This is a genomic window from Stenotrophomonas sp. STM01, from assembly GCF_014852135.1.
GTDB classification, from domain to species: domain Bacteria; phylum Pseudomonadota; class Gammaproteobacteria; order Xanthomonadales; family Xanthomonadaceae; genus Stenotrophomonas; species Stenotrophomonas capsici.
In genome coordinates this window covers 303,718-324,097 of sequence record NZ_JACVBA010000002.1, presented here as the reverse complement: position 1 = coordinate 324,097, position 20,380 = coordinate 303,718, and the positions used below count along the sequence as shown (strand labels likewise).

Below are 20,380 nucleotides of genomic sequence, written 5' to 3'. Positions count from 1 at the left end.
TGCGCGGCTCATCCCTGCTGCATCCGGTGCAGCTGGGCGTAGCGGCTGTCCGGCCTGGCCAGCAGCTGCGCAGGGTTGCCGTGTTCGACCAGCCGCCCGCGTTCCAGGACGATGATGCGATCGGCATTGCGCACGGTCGACAGGCGATGGGCGATGATCAGCACGGTGCGGCCGGCGCAGATCTGGCGCATATTGGTCTGGATCAGCCGTTCGGACTCGTAGTCCAGTGCGCTGGTGGCCTCATCGAAGATCAGGATGCGGGGATTGCGCAGCAGGGCGCGGGCGATGGCCACGCGTTGGCGTTGGCCGCCGGACAACGAAGCCCCGTGCTCGCCGACCACGGTGTCGTAGCCTTCGGGAAGGTCGAGGATGAAGTCATGTGCGCCGGCCAGTCGTGCCGCGTGGACGACGGTATCCAGTGATGCACCAGGGTCGGTGAGCGCGATGTTGTCGCGGACGCTGCGATGGAACAGCATGTTTTCCTGGAGGACCACGCCCATCTGACGGCGCAGTGAGCTGACCTCGGTCAGGGCCAGGTCAATGCCATCGACGGTGATGCGCCCCTGCTCCGGGACATGCAGGCGTTGCAGCAGGCGCGCCAGGGTGCTCTTGCCCGAGCCGGAGCTGCCGACGATGCCGATCACCTCGCCGGGGGCGACCTGCAGGCTGAAATCGTGCAATACGGCTGGACCATCGGGACGGTAGCGGAAATGCACCTGATGGAACTCAACGCCGCCACGCAGGGCCGGCAGCACGTTGCGCCCGGTCGCCGCCGATTCGGTGGGCGTGTCGAGGATGTCTCCCAACCGTTGCATCGACAGACGGGTCTGCTGGAAGTTCGGCCAGAGTTGCGCCAGCCGCATGACCGGCTGGGCGATGCGCCCGGCGAGCATGTTGAAAGCGATCAGTTGACCGACGGAGAGGTGGCCATCAATGACCTGTCGAGCGCCCAGCCACAGGGTCAGCACGGTCACCAGTTTGCCGATCAGGCCGGCCGATTCATTGGCCAGGGTCGAGAGCACCTGGGTCCGGAAGCTGGCGCCTACGTAGGCCGCCAGCTGCGTGTCCCAGCGGCGCCTGGCCTGGGGTTCGACGGCCAGTGCCTTGAGCGTGGTGATGCCGGTCAGGGATTCGACCAGGAACGCCTGGTTCTCCGCGCCGCGACCAAAGGTTTCATGCAGCTGCGTGCGCAGCAGCGGCGTGATGGCCAGCGCCAGCAGCAGGTAGAGTGGCAGTGATCCGATGACGACGAGCGTCAGGACAGGGCTGTACATCAACATGACCGCCAGGAAGACCGCACAGAACAGCACATCGATCACCAGGGTGATGCTGCTGCCGGTGAGGAAGCTGCGGATGTTCTCCAGCTCGCGCACCCGTGCCACCGAGTCACCGACCCGGCGTGCCTGGAAGTAGGCCAGCGGCAGATGGACGAGGTGCCGGTATAGGCGTGAGCCCAGCGTGACATCAATGCGGCTGGCGGTGTGCGCCGAGACATAGCCGCGCAGCCCGCTGAGCACGCTTTCGAACACCACCACCGCGAGCAGGCCGAACATCAGCACGTTGAGGGTGGACAGGCCCTGGTGCGCGAGCACCTTGTCCATCACCACCTGGAAGAACAGCGGTGTTATCAGCGCGAAGACCTGCAGGAACAGGCTGGCGGCAAGCACTTCGAGCAGGATGCCGCGGTGCCTGTGCAGGGCAGGCAGGAACCAACGCAGGCCGAAGCGCTGCGTGACTCGGCCGTTGGCACCCCGGGGTTGCAGCAGGATCAAGGTGCCAGACCAGTACGTCCGCAGGGCTGCCAGTGACATCACCTCCGGCTGCTCGGCGCCCGGGCGCTGGATCAGTACCTTGTCCTCGTCGGCGCGGGCGAGGATGAAGCATCCATGCCGGGCATTGATGCCGATCGCCGGAAGCGGCATGCGCGGCAATCGTTCGACAGGTACCGTGAGTCGCCGGGTGCGCAGTCCCAGAGCGCGGGCAGCCTGCAGCAAGGCAGGCATGTCCAGCGGCGTATCTCCTTCGCCGAAGTCGTGGCGCAGCTGCTCGGCGTTTGCGGGGATCTGGTGAAACCTCGCCAGCGTCACCAGGCAGGCCAGGCCACTGTCGGACGGTGGAGCGGGGTGCGGCGGGGTCACATTGCCTTCCTGTCAGACGCATCATGGAGTTGCGCGGCTGCACGGTGGTGCGACGGACGCAGGGTCCGTGACACGACGGCTGTCGCGCATGTGATGCTGCCTTCCATGGATAAAGCGGCCGGGCAATGCCCGGCCATGGGAAGTGTCTGGACTACGGTTGAACAGTGACCGCAGTCGATGCGGTGGTCAGGCCCAGGCGGCGGCCAGCACCGGTGCCAACGCCTGCTGCTGGTTCGCCGGGAGCGTGGTCTGGCCCAGGGGAGGGGGCGAGAACGCGGCCATGGCCTGCACCAGCCGGTCGATGCCGGCGATGTCGAGTACACGTCCGACGGAATCCTGCACCCGGTCAAGGATGGCGTCTTTCTGGGTGAAGTAGCTGGAAACCTTCACCGAGTCGTTGGTGCCGATGATCCGGATGGTCAGATTGTCGGTCCCACGGGCGCGTTCGAACCAGAGCTGATTGGCGGAGACATCCTTTCCGAAGCGGAGCGTATCCACATCGTCGGGATCGAACTCACCGGGCATGAGGGTATCCCTGCCGTCGCCACGATTGAAGATGAAGGTGTCGCTGCCGCGTCCTCCGTACAGCACGTCATTGCCCTTGCCGCCGATGAGGGTGTCATCGCCGTCATGGCCCATCAGGTAGTCCTTGGCCGATGTGCCAACGATGCTGTTGTCCAGCACGTTGCCGACGAAAGCGCGAGTAATGCCGGTATCGACCAGATGGAAATTCTCGACATTGGCGTATGCGCGCGCATTGCCATTGTCAGCGGTCGTGTAGAGCGTGTCGATGCCGCCGTTCACCTCTTCGATGACGACATCATTGATGTTGTCCACGTAGTAGACGTCATTGCCAGCGCCGCCGATCATGCGGTCCGCGCCGGTGCCGCCATCCAGGATGTCGTTGCCTGCACCGCCAACCAACAGGTCATCTCCGTCATGGCCATACAGGGCGTCATTGCCGTCACCGCCATGCAGCGCGTTGTGGGCGGCATTGCCGTGGATCAGGTCGTCGCCGCGCGTGCCGATCGCATTTTCGATGACGGTGCCATAGGCGATACCGATGCAGTCCTTGCCGGTGTAGAGCAGGGGTGAGCTGACGCCGGAGGGCGTGGCGTAGGTGATGGAGCTGTAGCTGCCTTCGGCAAGGTTGATCTGCGCGCCCAGCGAGAACGCTGACAGGTCCAGCGTGTCGGTGCCGCCGCCGTCCCATAGTGTGGTGTAGAAGCCGGCATCGGGGGTGAAGGCATAGACCGTGTCGGTATTGTTGTGCGTCATGTTGGCGCCGTACAGGTACTGCAATGCGGCGATGTCGTAGATGCCAAGGTTATCGGTACTGGCTCGTCCGATGTAGTTCCCTGCGGCATCCAGCATCACAGCGGGCCGGCCGCCGCTGTAGGACATGACGGTCTGCAGCGTAGTGAAGCCTGCGACTGGTAGGCCAGTGATATGCCCAGGGTGGTCCAGCCCGAGGACATGGCCCATTTCGTGCAGGGTGAATTCCATGTTGTAGCCGGTATGCCAGGAGGTCCAGACATCACCACCCCACGAGTTTCTGTAGGGGCCGTAGGCCCAGCCGCCCCCTGCATACTCACCAAAGGGGGCAGCATGGGCATTGAAACGGACCACCGCCTCGCCATCAATGCGTTCATCCACATACTGGAAGTTGATGTCCAGGATGCTGCTGTAGACCGCCATCGCCTGGTTGATGACCGCGATGTCGGCGGCGCGATCAATCGCACGGAAGTAGGGCAGCTCGCCGCGGATGCCGTAGGGGTCGCTGGAGAAGACCGCATCGGCCTGGGTGATGGTCCAGGTGAGGGTGCGGCTCGCGTCCAGGCTCCACTGACGGTAGGAAATGAGCGTGTCGATAGCGTTGATGCCGGATGCGACGGTCTTCTCGATGCCGAGGGACATGGCGGATCTCCTTGCGTGATATGCGCCTTCATCGCGCCCCGCAGGCGCAGGGCGGGATGAGGGCCTGCGGATTGCCGGCGACCTGCATGCCCGGGTGTTGGGTCACGATGATGTGGGCATGGGGCGTCCGGTACAGATGAGGCCACCGACGGGGCGGCGCCACGACCTCCATGGAATGCCTGCGGGCATGCCAATGCCATGGGAAACGTCTGGAATGGCCTGTCCCGGGACGATGATGTTGCGCTTTTGCTCACCGGGATGCCGGCAGCGACGGTAATCCCCCAACGGTACCGCGTGGCATCAACCCGCGCGCAGCGTGCGGGCCAATCCCAGCCGCAGCAGTCGTGCGTTGAGTCGGTCGCCGAGTGTGCCGGGCGCGTCCAATCCCATCCGCTGCAGGTACATCGCATCGTTGTCGCCGGTGGCCTGGGCCATCGCTGCCATGACGGTGCGCAGCTTGGCCTTGGGGGTGGCGGTGTTGGCCTTGAGCCAGGTCAATGCGCGCAGCAGGTCCTGTTCGATGGCGGTGAAATCGCTGCCCAGCGGATAGTCCGGCAGGCCGCCATCGGCGCGGAACGGCGCCAGCACCGCAGCGAGGGTATCGCCACGATTGCGCCGCCACGATGGCGGCGCGGTGAAGTCCGTGGCCAGCTTGCCGCTGGCCTTGGCCTGTTCGAGCAGTGCGGGTTGGAACGCCGCATCCGTGATGCCTGCCATGGCGATCACGCAGTCCTCGTCGGTGCGGTGGCGCAGGTCGGCGATGCCGTACTCGTTGACGAATACGTCGCGCAGATGACGTGGGATGGTGGTGTGCCCATAGTTCCAGCGCACGTTGGAGGCCGGCTTCCCGGCCTCCTCGCGGACGGCGCGGAACATCAGCACGCTGCGCGCGTCCGGCAGCGCGTGGGCCATCGCCACGAAGTTGTACTGCCCACCCACGCCGGATACCACGCGGCCGTCCTCCAGCGCGTCGGACACTGCTGCCCCCAGGGCGGTCGCCATCATGCAGGAGTTGAAGAAGCGCGCGTCGCGGCGCTGCAGTTGTTCCAGTGCCTCATTGCCGCCATAGAGCTGGTTGATCTCACTGATGCGGCGCATGCCGATCGCCCGGCACTCATCTTCGGGCAGGTGCCGAAGCCAGTCATAGAACTCCGGCGAGCCGAGGTAGAAGGCGCCGTGCAGGTACTCGCCTTCCGCCGCGAGGGTCGCATGGTCGGCCGTGTAGGCGCTGCCATTGGCCAGGCGCTGCATCAATGCCAGGTCCTCATGCACCTTGCGCCGGATCACGCCACGTTGCACCAGTACGCGGAAGCCCTCGTTGAGCATCTCGCTGCAGCCATACAGGCCGACCTCGAACGGTTCCAGGCCCCCGGCTTCGCGTACCAGCGGGTGCGTGGCCAGTGACGGGTCCAGTGCGTCGATGATGGCCCGGTAGCGTGCGTTGTCGGTATGCCGCAGGACCAGTGCATGGCTGAGCGCGTCGGCCAGGGTGCCAATGCCGATCTGCAGGGTGCCGCCGTCGCGCACCAGGGCACTGGCGTACAGGCCGATGGCGTAGTCGGCATCGCTCACCGGTTGTCGTGGCAACCCGAACAGTTGCGGATACGGCCCCGGCGGGACCACCACCAGATCGAAGAAGTCCGGGGCCACCGTGGCGCTGCCGCCCAGCCAGGGCAGTTGCGGGTCCACTTCGGCGATGAGCAGGGGGCGCGGCAGGCGGCGACGGGCGATGGCGTCCAGCGTGTCCTGGGTGATGTCGTTGTTGCAGGACAGCGACAGCCGCCGGTTGCCTTCGCGGAATGCCACCTTCTGCACGATGACATGCGGTGCGCGCTGTGCCACCGCATCGGCGGCATGGGTGTAGTTGAGGCTGGTGTAGCCGCACTGGGCCTGCCGCGAACCGAGCAGGGCGCCGGACTGCATGTAGAACTCCTCCACCTGCACATGGGTGGGCAGGGCGTCGCGGCGGATCGCGTCGGCGTAGGCCAGGCGCGGGAAATCCGTGCCGAAGTGGCGCTCGACGAACGGACGCATGAAGCGCGCCTCCAGCCCATCACCCTTGGCCATCGGCGGATTCAACGACAACGCGGTGTACAGCTGCAGCGGGCGCGCCGCATCGTTCTCGATGCGCGCATAGAGCTGGTTGAGGAGGCGATGCGGTTTGCCCAATGCCAGCGGTGCGGCGATGCGCAGGGGGCCGTCGACACGGGCCAGCAGCCAGTCGACGGCAGCATCGAGATCGGTCAGGTGTTGCGGCATGGGCACGGTTCCTGCGTGGTCGGCTGCATTACAGCACGCAGGGCCTGAATCCCCCTGTGGACGCTTGACAGGGGGTTCGTTTACTCGTGTAATCGATAAAAATTTACAGGCGTAAACAATGATCCGGATCAGCGAGGCAGAAGCAGTGGTGATGCAGGTGCTGTGGGGTGACCACCCGCTCTCGGCAGATGAGGTGATGGCGCGCCTGCCCGGTGGCAACGACTGGGCCGAGGCCACGGTGAAGACATTGCTCAACCGCCTGCTCAACAAGGGCGCCATCGCCGCCGAGAAAGAGGGGCGACGTTACCTGTACTCGCCGCTCGTGCAGCGCGATGCATGGGTGCAGGAAGAAAGCCGCAGCCTGATCGATCGCCTGTTCGATGGTCGCGTCGCGCCGCTGGTCGCGCATTTCAGCCAGCACCGCAAGCTCAGCACCGAGGACGTGGCCGAACTGCGCCGCCTGCTGGAGGAGTTGGACGATGAACAGCATTGAGCTGCTGCAGGTGCTGCTGAAGACCACGCTGTCCAGCAGCGCGGCGATGCTGCTGGTGCTGGCATTGCGCGGACCGGTGCGCCGCTGGCTCGGGGCCAGCGCGGCGTATCTGCTGTGGCTGGCGGTGCCGGTGGCGTTGGGGGCGGTGCTGCTGCCTGCGCCGCAGGTCGTGGCAACGCCGATGCTGCCAGCGGCGATGGTGGGGCCGGTCACCCAGGTGCTGGCGGCGCCGGCTCAGGCGGCATTTGGTCCGGTTGCGTGGTTGCTCGCGTGGGCCGCCGGTGCGCTGTGCATGGCGGCCGGGCTGTGGGTGCAGCAGCGGCGCTTCCTGCGTGGGCTTGGGCCGGTCGAGCGCCGCGGTGACGGCCTGTGGCAGGCGCAGGGGGCTGTCGGCCTGCCGGCGGCGATGGGCGTGCTGCGGCCGCGCATCGTGCTGCCGGCGGACTTCGAGCGCCGTTACGAGCGGTTTGAACAGCAGCTGGTAGTCCGCCATGAGCAGGTGCACCTGCGCCGCGGCGACATCCTCATCAACGCATTGTGGGCCGCGCTGCGTTGCCTGTACTGGTTCAACCCGCTGTTGCCACTGGCCGTGCGGCGCTGCCGCGAGGACCAGGAGTTTTCCTGCGACGAGCGCGTCATTGCCGGCAGCCGTGGCGCACGTCGCAGCTATGGCAACGCCATGCTGAAAACCGGGCTGGCGTTGTCCCCGTTGCCTGTGGGTTGCCATTGGCACGACCACCATCCATTGAAGGAGCGCATTGCCATGCTGAAGCGACCTGTACCCGGAACGAAGCAATGGGCGACGATGCTGGTGGTATCGGCACTGTTGTCCTCGGGCCTGGGGTATGCGGCATGGGCGGCACAGCCGGCGCGCAGCACGGAGGCGGCGCCGTTGTCGTTGTATGGCGTGGTGGTGACCGCCACGCTCGATGGCACGCGGCAGACCTTTGAACTGCGCCAGCCACTGGGACAGCCGTTCTCATTCCGCATGACCTCGGAGAAGGGCGTGGGTTGGATCGGCGAATTCACCCTGCAACCGGAGGGTAAGTTGCTGCGCCTGAGCGGGAGCCTGAAGGCCGATGGCGTGCTGGTGTCCTCGCCGATGCTGTTGATGAACGCCGAGGTGCCCGCTGGCATCCAGGTCTCCACGCCGGACGGCCGTTCGGTGTGGGCGCTGGAAATGCGTGCTTCTCCGGTGGCGACGGCCAGGGATGCCGAGGTGGTGGTGATCAGCAAGCAGCAGGCGCCGCCCTCCTATCCGCTGGATGCGATGGATCAGGGCATCAGTGGCAAGGTCGTGCTGGAGATCGAGGTGGCGGCCGATGGCACGGCCACGGACGTCACGGTGGTGCAGTCGCGACCGCAAGGCGTATTCGATGCGGCCTCGATCGCCGCCGCTCGGCAATGGCGCTTCACCCCGGCGCGCCGGGACGGGCAGGCGGTTGCCGGCAAGGTGCGCGTGCCGATCTGGTTTGACCTCGACGAAGAGGTGACCCACACCGACGACGCGACGGAGGGCTGAACATGCGCAGGGGGATAGGTGCCGTACTGGCGCTGGTGCTGTCCGGCTGTGTTGGCCACGCGGTCGTCCAGGAACGTGAAGCGTCGAGCTACAGCGTCGACCGGCGGCTGCTGGTACCGGAAAGCGGCGCGGCAGGTGGGTCGGTCAATGCCTATACGCTGGCGGCGAGCGAGGGCTTCCGCATGCCCCGGCCGGTGCAGGTGCCGTCGCCGCAACTGCCGCAGGATCCACGGCAACCGTCACTGCCGGCCACCACGGTGTGCGTGCAGGTGATCCTGGATGCCGCCGGACAGGTGCAGCGCAGTGAGCCATTGCTGGGCCATTCGGCCTGCGCGGCGGGTGCCGATCCCGCCAACCAGAGGTTGTTGCAGGCGGCCCAGGCCGCCACCGCGCAATGGACGTTCGTGCCGGCGGCACGGTGCCACTTTCCCGCCGGTGTATCGCCGCGTGCGGCGGATGACTGCAGCGGCGCGACGCGCATCGAGGAAGTGCCGGTGACCTTGGCCTATGCCTTCACCTTTGAGGTGATCGAAGGCAGGACGGTGGTGCGCAGCCAGTCGGGCGTGCGCTGAGGCGATGTTCCCGGCGGCGGGCGGCCGCCGGGGAATGGGCACTGGTGATCAGTGTCTGTCGAGCAGGTCGTTCAACAGGGCCGCCAGGCGTTCGCCGGCCAGGCGGACCTGCGCTTCGGCCACGGGGCGCCAGATGGCGGCGTACTCCTCGCCGACCTTGCGGCTGTCCGGGTACACGCCCTTGCGGGTGGCCAGCCTGCAGGACTGTTCGGCCCAGCGCGTGGCATCGCGCTGCAGTTGCGGGCGCCCGACGTCACGCGGGGCGGGCAGGGCTTCAAGCCGTTCCAGGAACTGGTCGTCGTTCAACTGCAGCGGGTAGAACATGCCGCTGTCCCACACCGAATGCAGGTTGGTGCCGCGTCCATTGAACTGCAACTGGTAGGTGTTGCCACCGCGGTCATGGCCGTAGCCGGCATGCATGGGCTGGTGCACGTCGCCGGCCAGGTGCACGACGAACTTCAGCGCCTGCAGACGCTCGGCGTCGGACTTGCTCGGGTCGGCCAGGATCTGCGACTGCGCCTTGAGCGCTTCGACCACGCAGTTGCCGTTCGGGCAGTGCTTGGGCGGGTCGTAGTCGCAGCCTTCCTCGGCCATGTTGATGTAGTGCCAGCCGGCCGAGCGGCGGCCCAGGCCGGGGTCCTGCGAACGCAGGTCATCGGCCCACGGGGCGATGCTGGACAGCGTGGCGCCGGGTTCGGTGGCCAGCAGGCGATCCACCTCGGCCCTGGCCTGCGGGTCCAGGCGGGTTTCGGCCACGCGCGCGACCAGTCGATGGCCTTGTGCGCCCCATGCAAGGGCGTGGCCGGGCAGCAGGGCGGTGAAGGCGACAGCCAGGAGGGAAACGGAGAGTCGGTACGGCTTGTTCATCGGCGCATTCTAGCGGCAGCCGATGGCCGGACAGCATGCCGTTCATGGCAGAACGCCCTCCCGGCGAGGCCGGGAGGGCGTGGGTACGGCAGGTTCCGGCGTGGCTCAGAACTTGAAGACGTAGGCCATGCCGTAGACCAGCGGGTCGACCTTGGCGGTCCCCAGCGTGTTGCCGTTGACCTTGACCTTGGAGTCGATGTCGGCCCAGCGCAGGTCCACGCGCAGCGCGCCCTTCTCGCTCAATGCGAAGTCCAGGCCCGCGTGCGCGGCCAGGCCCCAGGAGTCCTCCAGCTTCAGCTTGGTGCCGGCCAGGGCACCCTTGCTGTCGGTGCTGAAGAACTTGGTGTAGTTCACGCCCAGGCCGACGAACGGGGTGACCTTGCTGCTGTTGGCGAAGTGGTACTGCAGCGAGACGACCGGCGGCAGCTGCTTGGTCTCGCCGACCTTGCCGACGCCGTCGATGCTGATTTCGTGCTTGAACGGCAGGGCGCCCAGCACTTCGATGCCCACGTTGTCGGCGACGAAGTACTCGAAGGTGACGGTCGGGCGGACGCTGCTGTCGACCTTGGTCGGCAGGGCGCCCAGGCCCAGGGCGGCGCCGTTGAGGTCACCGGCATCGGACTTCGGGTCGACGGCGTGCACGCCGACGCCCAGCGTCCAGTCACCCTTGGACTGGGCCATGGCGGGAGCGGCGGCCAGGGCCATGGCGGCGGCCAGGCCGGAGAGCAACAGGGCGGAGGTCTTGCGCATGTTGTAATTCCGTTACGTGGTGGAGGTGGCGCCAGTGTCCGGGGCGCACCGCCGAGGCGCTTTGATCCTGATCAAACAGCCGTTTGCACTCAGCTGGCGGTCATCTGGCCGCGCTCCCCGCAGCGCCACGGCCGGGGGGCCGCACCTGTTAGAATGGCGGCCCCTTTCAACCCCCGCCGCAACGGGCTTGCGGCTGCAGGAGCTTGTGAACATGGCAATCAAGGTCGGCATCAACGGTTTCGGTCGCATCGGGCGCAACGTGCTGCGTTCGGCAGTGCTGAACTTCGGCAACGACATCGAGATCGTGGCCATCAACGATCTGCTCGAGCCGGATTACCTGGCCTACATGCTCAAGTACGACTCGGTGCATGGCCGTTTCAAGGCTGACGTTGCGGTCGACGGCAAGGACCTGCTGGTCAACGGCAAGAAGATCCGCCTGACCCAGGAACGCGATCCGTCCAACCTGAAGTGGGACGAAGTCGGCGTCGATGTCGTCATCGAATCCACCGGCCTGTTCCTGGACAAGGTCAGCGCGCAGAAGCACATTGATGCGGGCGCCAAGAAGGTGATCCTGTCGGCCCCGTCCAAGGACGATACGCCGATGTTCGTGTTCGGCGTCAACGACAAGACCTACGCCGGCCAGGCCATCATCTCCAACGCCTCGTGCACCACCAACTGCCTGGCCCCGCTGGCCAAGGTCATCAACGACAAGTGGGGCATCAAGCGCGGCCTGATGACCACCGTGCATGCGGCTACCGCCACCCAGAAGACCGTTGACGGCCCGTCCAACAAGGACTGGCGCGGCGGCCGCGGCATCCTGGAAAACATCATTCCGTCCTCCACGGGTGCAGCCAAGGCTGTCGGCGTGGTGATTCCGGAACTGAACAAGAAGCTCACCGGCATGAGCTTCCGCGTGCCGACCTCGGACGTGTCGGTGGTCGATCTGACCGTCGAGCTGGAAAAGGAAGCCACCTACGCCGAAATCTGCGCCGAAGTGAAGGCACAGAGCGAAGGCGCGCTGAAGGGCATCCTGGGCTACACCGAAGACAAGGTGGTCGCCACCGATTTCCGTGGCGAGACCCACACCTCGGTGTTCGACGCCGACGCCGGCATCGCGCTGGATTCCACCTTCGTCAAGCTGGTCAGCTGGTACGACAACGAGTGGGGCTACTCCAACAAGTGCCTGGAAATGGTGCGCGTGGTTGCTGCCTGACCGGCACGCTGCGTGGATGGGGAAAGGGCGCCTTGAGGGCGCCCTTTCTTTTTGCCGTCGATCAATGGTCGCCGTCGCGGGGAATGCACCGTGCCGGCCCGGGCGAGGGTGCCTTGCTGCCGGGATCAGGCGGTCGGTGGTGTATCGATGGTGTCGCTGCCGGGGTACCTGGCAAAGCGTCCCTGTCCAGCCGGATGTACCGGGCCGTAGCTGGGCCACGGCCAGCCACCGAACTGGGTGCGCCCATAGTCGCGGCGGGCCTGTTCGATCTCCCCGGCGGTGTTCATCACGAACGGGCCGTAAGCCGCCACCGGTTCGCCGATCGGCACGCCCTGCAGCAGCAGGATCCGGACCTGTTCGGTACCGGTGTTGTGCAGGGGCAGCGTGGCATCGGCGGCGACTTCCAGCAGGCGGGGGCTGGCCACGGCGGTGCCATCCACCTCCAGTTGCTGGCCGCCGTGCACATACAGCGTGCGCCGGGTGCCGGTGCCGGTCGCGGCTGGCAGGGTCAAGGTCGCTCCCGGCTGCAGCAGGATCTGCCAGATGGCGACGTCGGCGTCCGGGTTGGCAGCCCAGGAGTTGCGCGCCGGCGCCAGCGGCACGATGGCGGCCTGTACCGACTCCTGCGGCTGGTAGCGGCCAGCCACGACCTTGACCGCCGCACCTTCATGGCGGTACCACGGGACCTGTTCGCCCCACAGCATCACGAACTCCGGGTCGGTCATCTTGTTGCGCGGCGGCAGGTTCAACCAGATCTGGTAGAGATCCAGTGGGTTGGGTTGCCCGCGCTCGCGTAGCGGGAACATCTCCGAGTGCTGCACGCCGCGGCCGGTGGTGAGCCACTGCACGTCGCCGTCGCCATAGCGCGCGGTGGCACCGAGCGAGTCGGCGTGGTCGACCAGCCCCTGCGGCACCACGGTGACGGTCTCGAAGCCGCGATGCGGGTGGGCCGGGAAACCGGGCACGGTGACGCCGTGGTACATGCTCCAGCCGTCCTTGCCACTGAAGTCCTGGCCCAGTTCGCGCCCGCCGAGCTGGCGCATGTCCACGCCCTGCTCGGCGGTGGCCGCAGGGTAGTGATCCAGGTGGTGCATGCAGAACAGGAACGGGTCGGTGCCGGGCCAGGGCCGGCCGAGCGGCTCGTTGCGGAGGATCAGGTCGGACATGGGAACTCCTTTACGCGGATGCGGGATGCGGGACGCGGGGCCCGGCGTACTTGGCGGTCGAGCCATCGGCATGATTTATTGATGGGGTGCACGGTTCGGCGGCACAAGGAGGCACGTTGATGGCAGCTACTCACACCGGTGATACCGTGCGCGGTCGCGAGCAGGGGGCGGCGTACTGCCAACAGATGCGCCTGCTGCTGGAACGGGTCGGTGAGCGCTGGAGCCTGCTGGCGGTGATCGCCCTGCGGGCGCAGGCGCTGCGTTTCAACGCATTGCGCCGCGAGCTGCAGGGCATCTCGCCGCGGATGCTGGCGCGGACCTTGAAGGCGCTGGAACGCGATGGCCTGGTCAGCCGCACGGTGCATCCCACCGTGCCGCCGCAGGTGGACTACGCCTTGACCGCCCTGGGGCGTTCACTGTTGCAGCCGGTGGATGCGCTGCTGCACTGGGCCGATGAACACCGGGAGGCGATGGATGCGGCGCGCCGCGACTTCGATGCCAGGGAGGCGGTGGCGGCGGCGACCTGAGGGATGTTATCTGCGCGTGAAGTGGTCGCGTGACGGCTTGCGTTTCCCAAGCGCGTGATTAAGGTGGTGCGGCACCTGACGGGGTACAAGGACGGTAATGGAAGAGATACTGTGGTTGTTCGGGATCCTGCTGCTGATCGTGGTGCTGGCGATGCCGGTGCTGCTGCTGATCGCGCTGGTGTCGGTGTCCTCGCTCAAGCGCAGGGTCACGGCGCTGGAGGCGGCATTGGCAGCGCAGGAGCCGGCGTCCGCCAGCGAGACAGAGCGGCCCTACGGCTGGATGCAACCCGACGCATTCGAGGAGCCTGCCACGCAGCCGCCGGAGGCCATCCCCGAAGCGCCGGCCGTGGCAGCGCCGCCGGTCGACGTAACGTCGGCGGCTCCCGCACCACCGCCCTTGCCGGAGCCGGTCCGCGTGTCTGCGGCACCGGTCGAGCAGATCCCGGAGCCAACCCCGGAGCCGAGACGCGCACCGGCCGCGCCCTCCGGGCCCAATTTCATCGAACGTGGCATCGAACGTGTCCGCCAGTGGTTCACCAGCGGCAATGTGCCGGTCAAGGTGGGCATGCTGGTGTTGCTGGCCGGTGTCGCGGCGTTGCTCAAGTACGCCAGTGACCAGGGCTGGGTGAGCATCTCCGCGCAGATGCGCCTGGTGGCGGTCAGTGTGGCGGCCCTGGCCGGGCTGGTCTTCGCCTGGCGCAAGCGTGACAGCCACAGGACATTTGCCCTGGCGCTGCAGGGGGGCAGCATCGGCATATTGCTGCTGACCGTGTTTGCCGCGTTCAAGATCTACGGCTTCATCGACGCGGTGCCCGCGTTCCTGATCAGCGTGGTGTTGATCGCCGGGCTGTCGGTGATGGCGGTGCTGCAGGAGTCACGCACGTTGGCCATCCTGGGGGTGCTGGCCGGGTTCATGGCGCCGATCTGGCTGTCCAGCAACAGTGGCAACCACGTGGGCCTGTTCTCGTACTACGCGCTGCTCAACGCCGGCATCTTCGCCATCGCCTGGGTACGCCCGTGGCGCATCCTCAACCTGCTGGGCTTCGCCTTCACCTGGGGCATCGGCACGCTGTGGGGCGTGCTGCAGTACGCACCGGCCAAGTTCAACAGCACCCAGCCGTTCCTGGTGCTGTTCTTCGTGTTCTACCTGCTGCTGCCCTTGCTGTATGCACGCAAGGCAAGCACGCCGGGCAGCGCGCGCATCGATGGTTGCCTGTTGTTCGGCACGCCGTTGATCGCGTTCTCGCTGCAGGCCGGGTTGCTGCAGGGCGAGCGCATGCCGCTGGCGTTGTGCGCGCTGGGCGTGGCGGTGGTGTATGCGCTGCTGGCCAAGGCGCTGATCCACAAGGAGCGCCTGGACGTGCTGGCGCGCGGTTACGCGATCCTGGCGGTGGGCTTTGCGACGTTGGCGGTGCCGCTGGCCTTGTCCGCGCGCGTCACCGCTTCGGTGTTCGCGCTGGAGGGGGCCGGCCTGGTGTGGCTGGGGCTCATGCAGGAGCGCAGGCTCGCGCGCTGGACCGGTATCGGCCTGCAGGTGCTGGCCGGCGGCGCGCTGCTCATCGGTGCGGGTAATGCCTATGGCGACGGCACCCTGGCCATCGCCAACGCGACCTTCATGGGGGCGTTGCTGATCGCGCTGGCTGGCTTGGCCACCGCCTGGTTGTACCGCGGTGCAGGCCGCCTGCCGGTGGCCATCGCTGCCTACGGCTGGGGCCTGCTCTGGTGGCTGGGCAACCTGCTCCACGAGAACGACCAGCATGTGGCGTGGAGCAGCCGTCTGCACGTGGCCTTGCTGGTGTTCGGCGTGACCGGTTGGCTGGCCGCCGAAGTACAGCGGCGTGCGCCGGCCCTGCTGTTGTCGTTGACCACGCTGGGATGCCTGGTGGTCGCGTTCCCGTTGGCGTTCCTGCAGGTCGACAACTACGGCCAGCCGTTTGCCGGGTACGGGCTCTGGGCCTGGCTGGTGTTCGCGGTGCTCGGCATCCGCAGCCTGTTGTGCCTGCGTGCCGGCAGCGGCGTGATCGCGGGCCTGGCGCAGTTGGCGTGGTGGCTGTTGTGGCCGACCGTGCTGTCGCTGCTGGCCTGGCACATCGGCGAGCGTTTCACGCTGGCCGAAGGCTGGGTCGGGCTGCTGCTGGCATCGCCCTGGTTGCTGCTCGGCCTGGTGTCGATGCGTCGCTGGAACTGGCTGGCGCAACCGTTGGGCGAGGCTTTCGATCGCTACCGCCTGGCATTGCAGGCGGCGGTGTTCGGCGTGCTTGGCCTGTGGTGGCTGGGCTCGCTGGCCAGCGCCGGCAACGCCGCGCCGCTGCCCTGGATCGTGCTGTTCAATCCGTTGGAACTGGCCGAGGTCGCAGTGCTGGTGCTGGTCGCCATGCGTGTGTGGCAGGGCCGTGACGGACATGCGCCGCCGGCGCAGCTGGTGGGGATGGCCGTCGCCGCGTTGGTGCTGGTGACGGTGATGACCCTGCGCGCCGTGCATCAGTGGGGCGGCGAGCCGTGGAGTGATCGTCTGCTCGGCACCCAGCTGGCGCAGACCAGCCTGACCGTGGTGTGGAGCCTGCTGGGCGTGGTGGGCTGGGTATCCGGCTCGCGGCGTGGGCAATGGGGGCTGTGGCTGGCCGGCGCGATCCTGATGGGCGTGGTGCTGGCCAAGCTGCTGCTGGTCGATCGTGGCAACCTCGGCGACCTGCTGGGCATTGGCGCGTTCATCGCCTATGGCCTGCTGTGCACCCTGGTGGGCTGGCTGGCCCCGGCACCGCCGCGACGCGCGGCAGCGACGAACAACAACGAGGAAGTATCCGCATGATCAAGCGTCTGCTGTGGCTGGCCCTGTTGCCGATGGGCGCGCAGGCTGCCGACGATTTCGCCCGGCAATGGCCGTTGCAGTTGTCCCAGCCGGACGCGGGCGCGTACCGGGTGCCGCTGGATGCCTCCGTGTATGCCGCCGCGTACTGGCGCGACCTGCGCGATGTACGCGTGCTCGATGCCGACGGCAAGCCGGTGGCCAGCGCGGTGTACGCAGCGGCCATGCCGCTGTCCGCACCGCTGCGCACGGTGGAGTTGTCCTGGTTCGCGCTGCCGGTGTCCGCAGCGACGGCGGATGATGACCTGAGCGTGGTGGTCGAGCGGGACGGCGGCGGCAAGGTGTTGTCCATCCGCAACTCGGTGGCACGGGCCAGAGAAGCGGGTAGTGCCGATCCGGTGTGGCTGGTGGACCTGGACAAGGATGCCGGCAAGCTGCGTGCATTGCAGGTTGATTGGGTGGACGCCTCGGCAACGCTCGACCTGGGCTACCGCCTGGAAGGCAGCGATGACCTGCGCGGCTGGCAGGTGCTGGATCCGCAGGTGCGGCTGGTGCAGTTGAACAACCAGGGCCGAGCCCTGCGCAACACCACCATCAAGGTCGAAAGCGGCCTGCGCTACCTGCGGCTGGTGCCACTGCAGCGGCACGGTGCGCCGGCCCTGCGCGGCCTGCGCGGTGAAATGGCCGACATGGTCGACGCCGGCGACTGGCAATGGCAGGTCCTGCAGGCGCAATCCGGTGGCAACGCCCGTGACGGCTATCTGTACACGCTCAAGGGACGCCTGCCGGTGCAGCGACTGGATGTGGTGATGCCGGCCAACAGTGCGGTGAGCTGGACGGTTTCCAGTCGCGACCTGGACCGCACCGGCGCGGACGGCCAGACCCCGCACTGGCAGACCCTGACCCAGGGCTGGAATGCGTGGAACCTGAGCGAAGGCGGCCAGCAGCAGCGCTCGGCCCCGCTGGAGACCTCGGGGACGGTTACGGACCGCGAATGGCGCCTGCAGGCAGAGCCCGGTTCGGAGCCGGCGCAGGCCCCGGAGCTGCGATTGGGCTACCGCCCGGGCAGCGTGATGTTCCTGGCGCAGGGCAGGGCGCCGTACCTGCTGGTGGCGGGCAGCGCGAACGTGGGCCAGGCGCAGGCCGCGCTCGACCCGATGCTGGATGCGCTGCGCGCACGCAACGGCCAGCAGTGGCAACCGGCTGCGGCAAGCCTGGGGGCGCAGGCGCAGCGCGCAGGTGACGCGGCGTACCAGCCGGCTCAGACGCCGCGCGACTGGAAGAACCTCGTGCTATGGGCCGTGCTGGTGTTGGGGGCGTTGGTGGTGGCCGGGTTTGCGCTCAGCCTGATCCGCAGTGGTCAGGCCGGAAAGCAGTGAGAGGTGGCGCTTGCCGGTTTGCTGGATCGCAGGGCTTTTGCTTTTGAAGGCTACCCCTCCCCAGCCCTCCCCTTGGCTGCGCCAAAGGGAGGGGGCCAGGAGCGGCTTCTGCTGTGGCCGGACAGTGCTGCGACCCGACAGCTCACGCGGAACCGCCCCCTCCCTTTGGCGCCGCCAAGGGGAGGGCTGGGGAGGGGTAGGCTCCACTCCCGCAGCAACCGCAGCGGTATGAAGCATCGCATCGGCGCGTTGCGGGTCATTCCCCGCGCCTGAAGTCCCGTTCCAGCAGCCCATACAACGCCGTATCGGTGATCTCGCCGTTGACGTGCCAGCGCTCGCGCAGCACGCCTTCGCGCACGAAGCCAAGCTTTTCCACCAGCCGGCACGAGGCTGCGTTGCGTGGGTCGATGTCCGCTTCCAGCCGCCGCAGTTCAAGCACATCGAACAGGTAGGGCACGATCAGTCGCATCGCTTCCACTGCCAGCCCCTGCCCCTGCCGGTCACGGCGCAGGCTGTAGCCGATCTCGGCGCGGCCCTGGTCGCGGTTCAGCGCGAAGGCAACGGAGGTGCCGATCAACTGGTCGCTCGCCTTGTCCGCGATCGCCCAGATCAGTATTTCCTGCTCGCGCCGTTGGCTCAGGATGTCGGCCACTTTCTGCTCGGCCTGTGCCAGTTCGGTCCAGGCCGGGTAGCTCCAGTAGCGCATCACCACCGGGTCGGAATGGATGTCGTACAGCGCCGCGGCGTCGTCCTGGCGGACCTCGCGCAGGCGCAGGCGGCTGCTGTGCAGTTCAGGTTGGGGCAGCGGTATCTGCATCGGAACGAACCCCGGGTTTGCCCCGGTTGCCGGGGCGGGCGAAAATGGGGGTTTCCTACCCCCTGCGGAGCAGATACTGCCATGTCCATCGTTCGCATGACCGACCTCGATCTTTCCGGCAAGCGTGTCCTGATCCGCCAGGATCTGAACGTGCCGATCGACGAGAACGGCAGGATCACCTCCGAGCAGCGCATCACTGCCTCGCTGCCGACGCTGAAGCTGGCGCTGGAAAAGGGCGCAGCGGTGCTGGTCACCTCGCACCTGGGCCGCCCGAAGGAAGGCGTGTGGAGCCAGGCCGATTCGCTGGCACCGGTCGCCACGCGGCTGTCCGAGCTGCTGGGCGTGGACGTGCCGCTGGTCAAGGACTGGGTGGACGGCGTGGATGTGGCACCGGGCAAGATCGTGCTGCTGGAAAACTGCCGCATGAACGTGGGCGAGGGCAAGGACGACGAAGCGCTGTCGAAGAAGTACGCCGCACTTTGCGACGTGTTCGTGATGGATGCCTTCGGCACCGCGCACCGTGCGCAGGCGTCCACGCATGGCGTGATCCGCTTCGCACCGGTTGCCGCCGGTGGCCCGCTGTTGATGGCCGAGCTGGATGCGCTGGACAAGGCGTTGGCCAACCCGGCCCGTCCGCTGCTGGCCATCGTCGCCGGCTCCAAGGTCTCGACCAAGCTGGAGCTGCTGTCCAGCCTGGTGAGCAAGGTGGACCAGCTGATCGTTGGTGGTGGCATCGCCAACACCTTCATCGCCGCCGAAGGCCATGGCGTGGGCAAGTCGCTGGTCGAGAACGACCTGCTCGACACCGCGCGCAACATCGACGCCGCGGCCAAGGCGCGCGGCGCCGAAATCCCGCTGCCGATCGACGTGGTGGTTGCCCCGGCGTTCGCCGCCGACGCGCCGGCCACGGTCAAGGCGGTCGATGCGGTGGGTGCCGACGACATGATCCTGGACATCGGCCCGAAGACCGCCGAGCAGTACGCCGCACTGATCGCCAAGGCCGGCACCGTGGTCTGGAACGGCCCGGTCGGCGTGTTCGAGTTCGACGCGTTCGGCAAGGGCACCGAGGCACTGGCCCGCGCCATCGCCAGCTCGCAGGCGTTCTCCATCGCCGGCGGTGGTGACACCCTGGCCGCCGTGGACAAGTACGGCATCGCCAAGGAGGTTAGCTACATCTCCACCGGCGGCGGCGCGTTCCTGGAGTTCCTGGAAGGCAAGACCCTGCCGGCGGTGGCGGCGCTGGAGGCCCGCGGCCAGTGAGCCGGGATGTGTTCTTCTTCGATCTGGACGGCACGCTGATTGATTCGGCCGTCGGGATCACCCGCTGCGTGGCCTACGCACTGGAGAAGATGCAGCAACCGGTTCCGCCGGAGGCCGCGCTGCGCAAGTGGATCGGCCCGTCGCTGCGCACCAGCTTCGGCCCGCTGTTCAACGATGCGCAGCGCGTGGAGCAGGCAGTGGAGCTGTACCGCGAGCGCTTCGAAGTGCTTGGCTGGCAGGAGCACGATATCTACGCCGGTATCGGTGAGGTCGTGCAGGGCCTGCACGCGGCCGGGCATCGCCTGGCCGTGGTCACCGCCAAGAACGAACCGCATGCCCAGCGCATCATCGAGCACCTGCCGTTTGGCGGTTGCTTCGAGGACGTCATCGGTGCCACGCCGGACGGCTCGCGCAGCGACAAGCCGCAGTTGATCGCCGAGGCCCTGCAGCGGCTGTCATTGGCGCCGGCGCAATGCTGGATGATCGGTGACCGCCGCATGGACATCGAAGGCGCGCGTCACCACGGCATGCGCAATGTCGGTGTGCTGTGGGGTTTCGGCGGCCGCGAGGAACTGCTCGCCGCCGGGGCAGGGCGGTTGGCGGAGACGCCGGGCGAACTGGCTGCGGTACTGCACGGTTGAACGAACGCACAGGCCCCGCTTCGCGGGGCCTGTGCATTTCAGGGCAGGGTTCC

16 protein-coding genes are annotated in these 20,380 nt (G+C 67.2%); 9 read left to right on the top strand and 7 right to left on the bottom strand.

The window, feature by feature from the left end:
* Window positions 1-8 precede the first annotated feature (8 nt).
* The 3 genes from IB227_RS11420 to IB227_RS11410 all read right to left on the bottom strand — a co-directional run bounded on the left by IB227_RS11420 (window position 9) and on the right by IB227_RS11410 (window position 6,314).
* Window positions 9-2,138, bottom strand: coding sequence for a type I secretion system permease/ATPase (locus IB227_RS11420; protein WP_192287503.1), 2,130 nt, complete (start codon window positions 2,136-2,138; stop codon window positions 9-11).
* A gap of 186 nt (window positions 2,139-2,324) precedes the next feature.
* Window positions 2,325-4,055 (bottom strand): M10 family metallopeptidase C-terminal domain-containing protein, encoded by a 1,731-nt coding sequence (locus IB227_RS11415; RefSeq protein ID WP_192287502.1) that lies wholly within the window; start codon window positions 4,053-4,055, stop codon window positions 2,325-2,327.
* A gap of 300 nt (window positions 4,056-4,355) precedes the next feature.
* The gene (locus IB227_RS11410; RefSeq protein ID WP_192287501.1) at window positions 4,356-6,314 is read right to left on the bottom strand and encodes an acetyl-CoA hydrolase/transferase C-terminal domain-containing protein; all 1,959 of its coding nucleotides are present in this window, start codon (window positions 6,312-6,314) and stop codon (window positions 4,356-4,358) included.
* A gap of 121 nt (window positions 6,315-6,435) precedes the next feature.
* Between IB227_RS11410 and IB227_RS11405 the strand changes: the two genes are divergently transcribed.
* From IB227_RS11405 to IB227_RS11395, 3 genes are read left to right on the top strand one after another with little or no spacing between them, the layout of a single operon-like run.
* Window positions 6,436-6,807 (top strand): BlaI/MecI/CopY family transcriptional regulator, encoded by a 372-nt coding sequence (locus IB227_RS11405; protein ID WP_192287919.1) that lies wholly within the window; start codon window positions 6,436-6,438, stop codon window positions 6,805-6,807.
* Entirely contained in the window at window positions 6,794-8,329 is a 1,536-nt protein-coding gene (locus tag IB227_RS11400; RefSeq protein WP_192287500.1) for a TonB family protein, read from the top strand. Before IB227_RS11405 ends, IB227_RS11400 begins: the two co-directional genes overlap by 14 nt.
* Window positions 8,330-8,331: 2 nt before the next feature.
* Window positions 8,332-8,901 (top strand): hypothetical protein, encoded by a 570-nt coding sequence (locus IB227_RS11395; RefSeq protein WP_192287499.1) that lies wholly within the window; start codon window positions 8,332-8,334, stop codon window positions 8,899-8,901.
* 48 nt (window positions 8,902-8,949) lie between these two features.
* Here IB227_RS11395 and IB227_RS11390 read toward each other — a convergent pair whose 3' ends face one another.
* Together IB227_RS11390 and IB227_RS11385 are read right to left on the bottom strand one after the other, a co-directional pair.
* Window positions 8,950-9,768 carry a S1/P1 nuclease gene (locus IB227_RS11390; RefSeq protein ID WP_192287498.1) on the bottom strand — a complete coding sequence of 273 codons (819 nt, stop codon included), beginning with the start codon at window positions 9,766-9,768 and terminating at the stop codon, window positions 8,950-8,952.
* 105 nt (window positions 9,769-9,873) lie between these two features.
* Window positions 9,874-10,518, bottom strand: a complete 645-nt coding sequence (locus IB227_RS11385; RefSeq protein ID WP_132865437.1) for an OmpW family outer membrane protein — start codon at window positions 10,516-10,518, stop codon at window positions 9,874-9,876.
* 211 nt (window positions 10,519-10,729) lie between these two features.
* Here IB227_RS11385 and gap point away from each other — a divergent pair, with 211 nt between their 5' ends.
* Complete coding sequence (gene gap, locus IB227_RS11380) at window positions 10,730-11,731, top strand: type I glyceraldehyde-3-phosphate dehydrogenase (protein ID WP_192287497.1); 1,002 nt, start codon at window positions 10,730-10,732, stop codon at window positions 11,729-11,731.
* Between the two features lie 125 nt (window positions 11,732-11,856).
* Here gap and IB227_RS11375 read toward each other — a convergent pair whose 3' ends face one another.
* Entirely contained in the window at window positions 11,857-12,897 is a 1,041-nt protein-coding gene (locus IB227_RS11375; RefSeq protein ID WP_192287496.1) for a pirin family protein, read from the bottom strand.
* A gap of 119 nt (window positions 12,898-13,016) precedes the next feature.
* On the opposite strand from IB227_RS11375, the gene IB227_RS11370 reads away from it, so the two are divergent.
* From IB227_RS11370 to IB227_RS11360, 3 genes are all read left to right on the top strand, one after another.
* Window positions 13,017-13,424: a helix-turn-helix domain-containing protein gene (locus IB227_RS11370; protein ID WP_192287495.1), complete on the top strand. Its 408-nt coding sequence runs from the start codon at window positions 13,017-13,019 to the stop codon at window positions 13,422-13,424.
* 97 nt (window positions 13,425-13,521) lie between these two features.
* Entirely contained in the window at window positions 13,522-16,233 is a 2,712-nt protein-coding gene (locus tag IB227_RS11365; RefSeq protein WP_192287494.1) for a DUF2339 domain-containing protein, read from the top strand.
* The gene (locus tag IB227_RS11360; RefSeq protein WP_192287493.1) at window positions 16,230-17,609 is read left to right on the top strand and encodes a DUF3999 domain-containing protein; all 1,380 of its coding nucleotides are present in this window, start codon (window positions 16,230-16,232) and stop codon (window positions 17,607-17,609) included. The genes IB227_RS11365 and IB227_RS11360 overlap by 4 nt, the downstream gene beginning before the upstream one ends.
* Window positions 17,610-17,865: 256 nt before the next feature.
* Here IB227_RS11360 and IB227_RS11355 read toward each other — a convergent pair whose 3' ends face one another.
* The gene (locus tag IB227_RS11355) at window positions 17,866-18,426 is read right to left on the bottom strand and encodes a GNAT family N-acetyltransferase (RefSeq protein WP_192287492.1); all 561 of its coding nucleotides are present in this window, start codon (window positions 18,424-18,426) and stop codon (window positions 17,866-17,868) included.
* Between the two features lie 81 nt (window positions 18,427-18,507).
* Between IB227_RS11355 and IB227_RS11350 the strand changes: the two genes are divergently transcribed.
* Together IB227_RS11350 and IB227_RS11345 are read left to right on the top strand one after the other, a co-directional pair.
* On the top strand, window positions 18,508-19,686 hold the full coding sequence (locus IB227_RS11350; protein ID WP_192287491.1) for a phosphoglycerate kinase: 1,179 nt from the start codon (window positions 18,508-18,510) through the stop codon (window positions 19,684-19,686).
* Window positions 19,683-20,327, top strand: a complete 645-nt coding sequence (locus IB227_RS11345) for an HAD hydrolase-like protein (protein ID WP_192287490.1) — start codon at window positions 19,683-19,685, stop codon at window positions 20,325-20,327. Before IB227_RS11350 ends, IB227_RS11345 begins: the two co-directional genes overlap by 4 nt.
* Window positions 20,328-20,380: the final 53 nt, after the last annotated feature.

Excerpts from the sequence above, each read along its gene's own strand:
- IB227_RS11350 (WP_192287491.1), top strand. The coding sequence starts at position 18,508 with ATGTCCATCGTTCGCATGACCGACCTCGATCTTTCCGGCAAGCGTGTC.
- IB227_RS11395 (WP_192287499.1), top strand. The coding sequence starts at position 8,332 with ATGCGCAGGGGGATAGGTGCCGTACTGGCGCTGGTGCTGTCCGGCTGT.
- IB227_RS11365 (WP_192287494.1), top strand. The coding sequence starts at position 13,522 with ATGGAAGAGATACTGTGGTTGTTCGGGATCCTGCTGCTGATCGTGGTG.
- IB227_RS11355 (WP_192287492.1), bottom strand. The coding sequence starts at position 18,426 with ATGCAGATACCGCTGCCCCAACCTGAACTGCACAGCAGCCGCCTGCGC.
- IB227_RS11385 (WP_132865437.1), bottom strand. The coding sequence starts at position 10,518 with ATGCGCAAGACCTCCGCCCTGTTGCTCTCCGGCCTGGCCGCCGCCATG.
- IB227_RS11360 (WP_192287493.1), top strand. The coding sequence starts at position 16,230 with ATGATCAAGCGTCTGCTGTGGCTGGCCCTGTTGCCGATGGGCGCGCAG.
- gap (WP_192287497.1), top strand. The coding sequence starts at position 10,730 with ATGGCAATCAAGGTCGGCATCAACGGTTTCGGTCGCATCGGGCGCAAC.
- IB227_RS11375 (WP_192287496.1), bottom strand. The coding sequence starts at position 12,897 with ATGTCCGACCTGATCCTCCGCAACGAGCCGCTCGGCCGGCCCTGGCCC.
- IB227_RS11400 (WP_192287500.1), top strand. The coding sequence starts at position 6,794 with ATGAACAGCATTGAGCTGCTGCAGGTGCTGCTGAAGACCACGCTGTCC.
- IB227_RS11370 (WP_192287495.1), top strand. The coding sequence starts at position 13,017 with ATGGCAGCTACTCACACCGGTGATACCGTGCGCGGTCGCGAGCAGGGG.
- IB227_RS11390 (WP_192287498.1), bottom strand. The coding sequence starts at position 9,768 with ATGAACAAGCCGTACCGACTCTCCGTTTCCCTCCTGGCTGTCGCCTTC.
- IB227_RS11415 (WP_192287502.1), bottom strand. The coding sequence starts at position 4,055 with ATGTCCCTCGGCATCGAGAAGACCGTCGCATCCGGCATCAACGCTATC.
- IB227_RS11410 (WP_192287501.1), bottom strand. The coding sequence starts at position 6,314 with ATGCCGCAACACCTGACCGATCTCGATGCTGCCGTCGACTGGCTGCTG.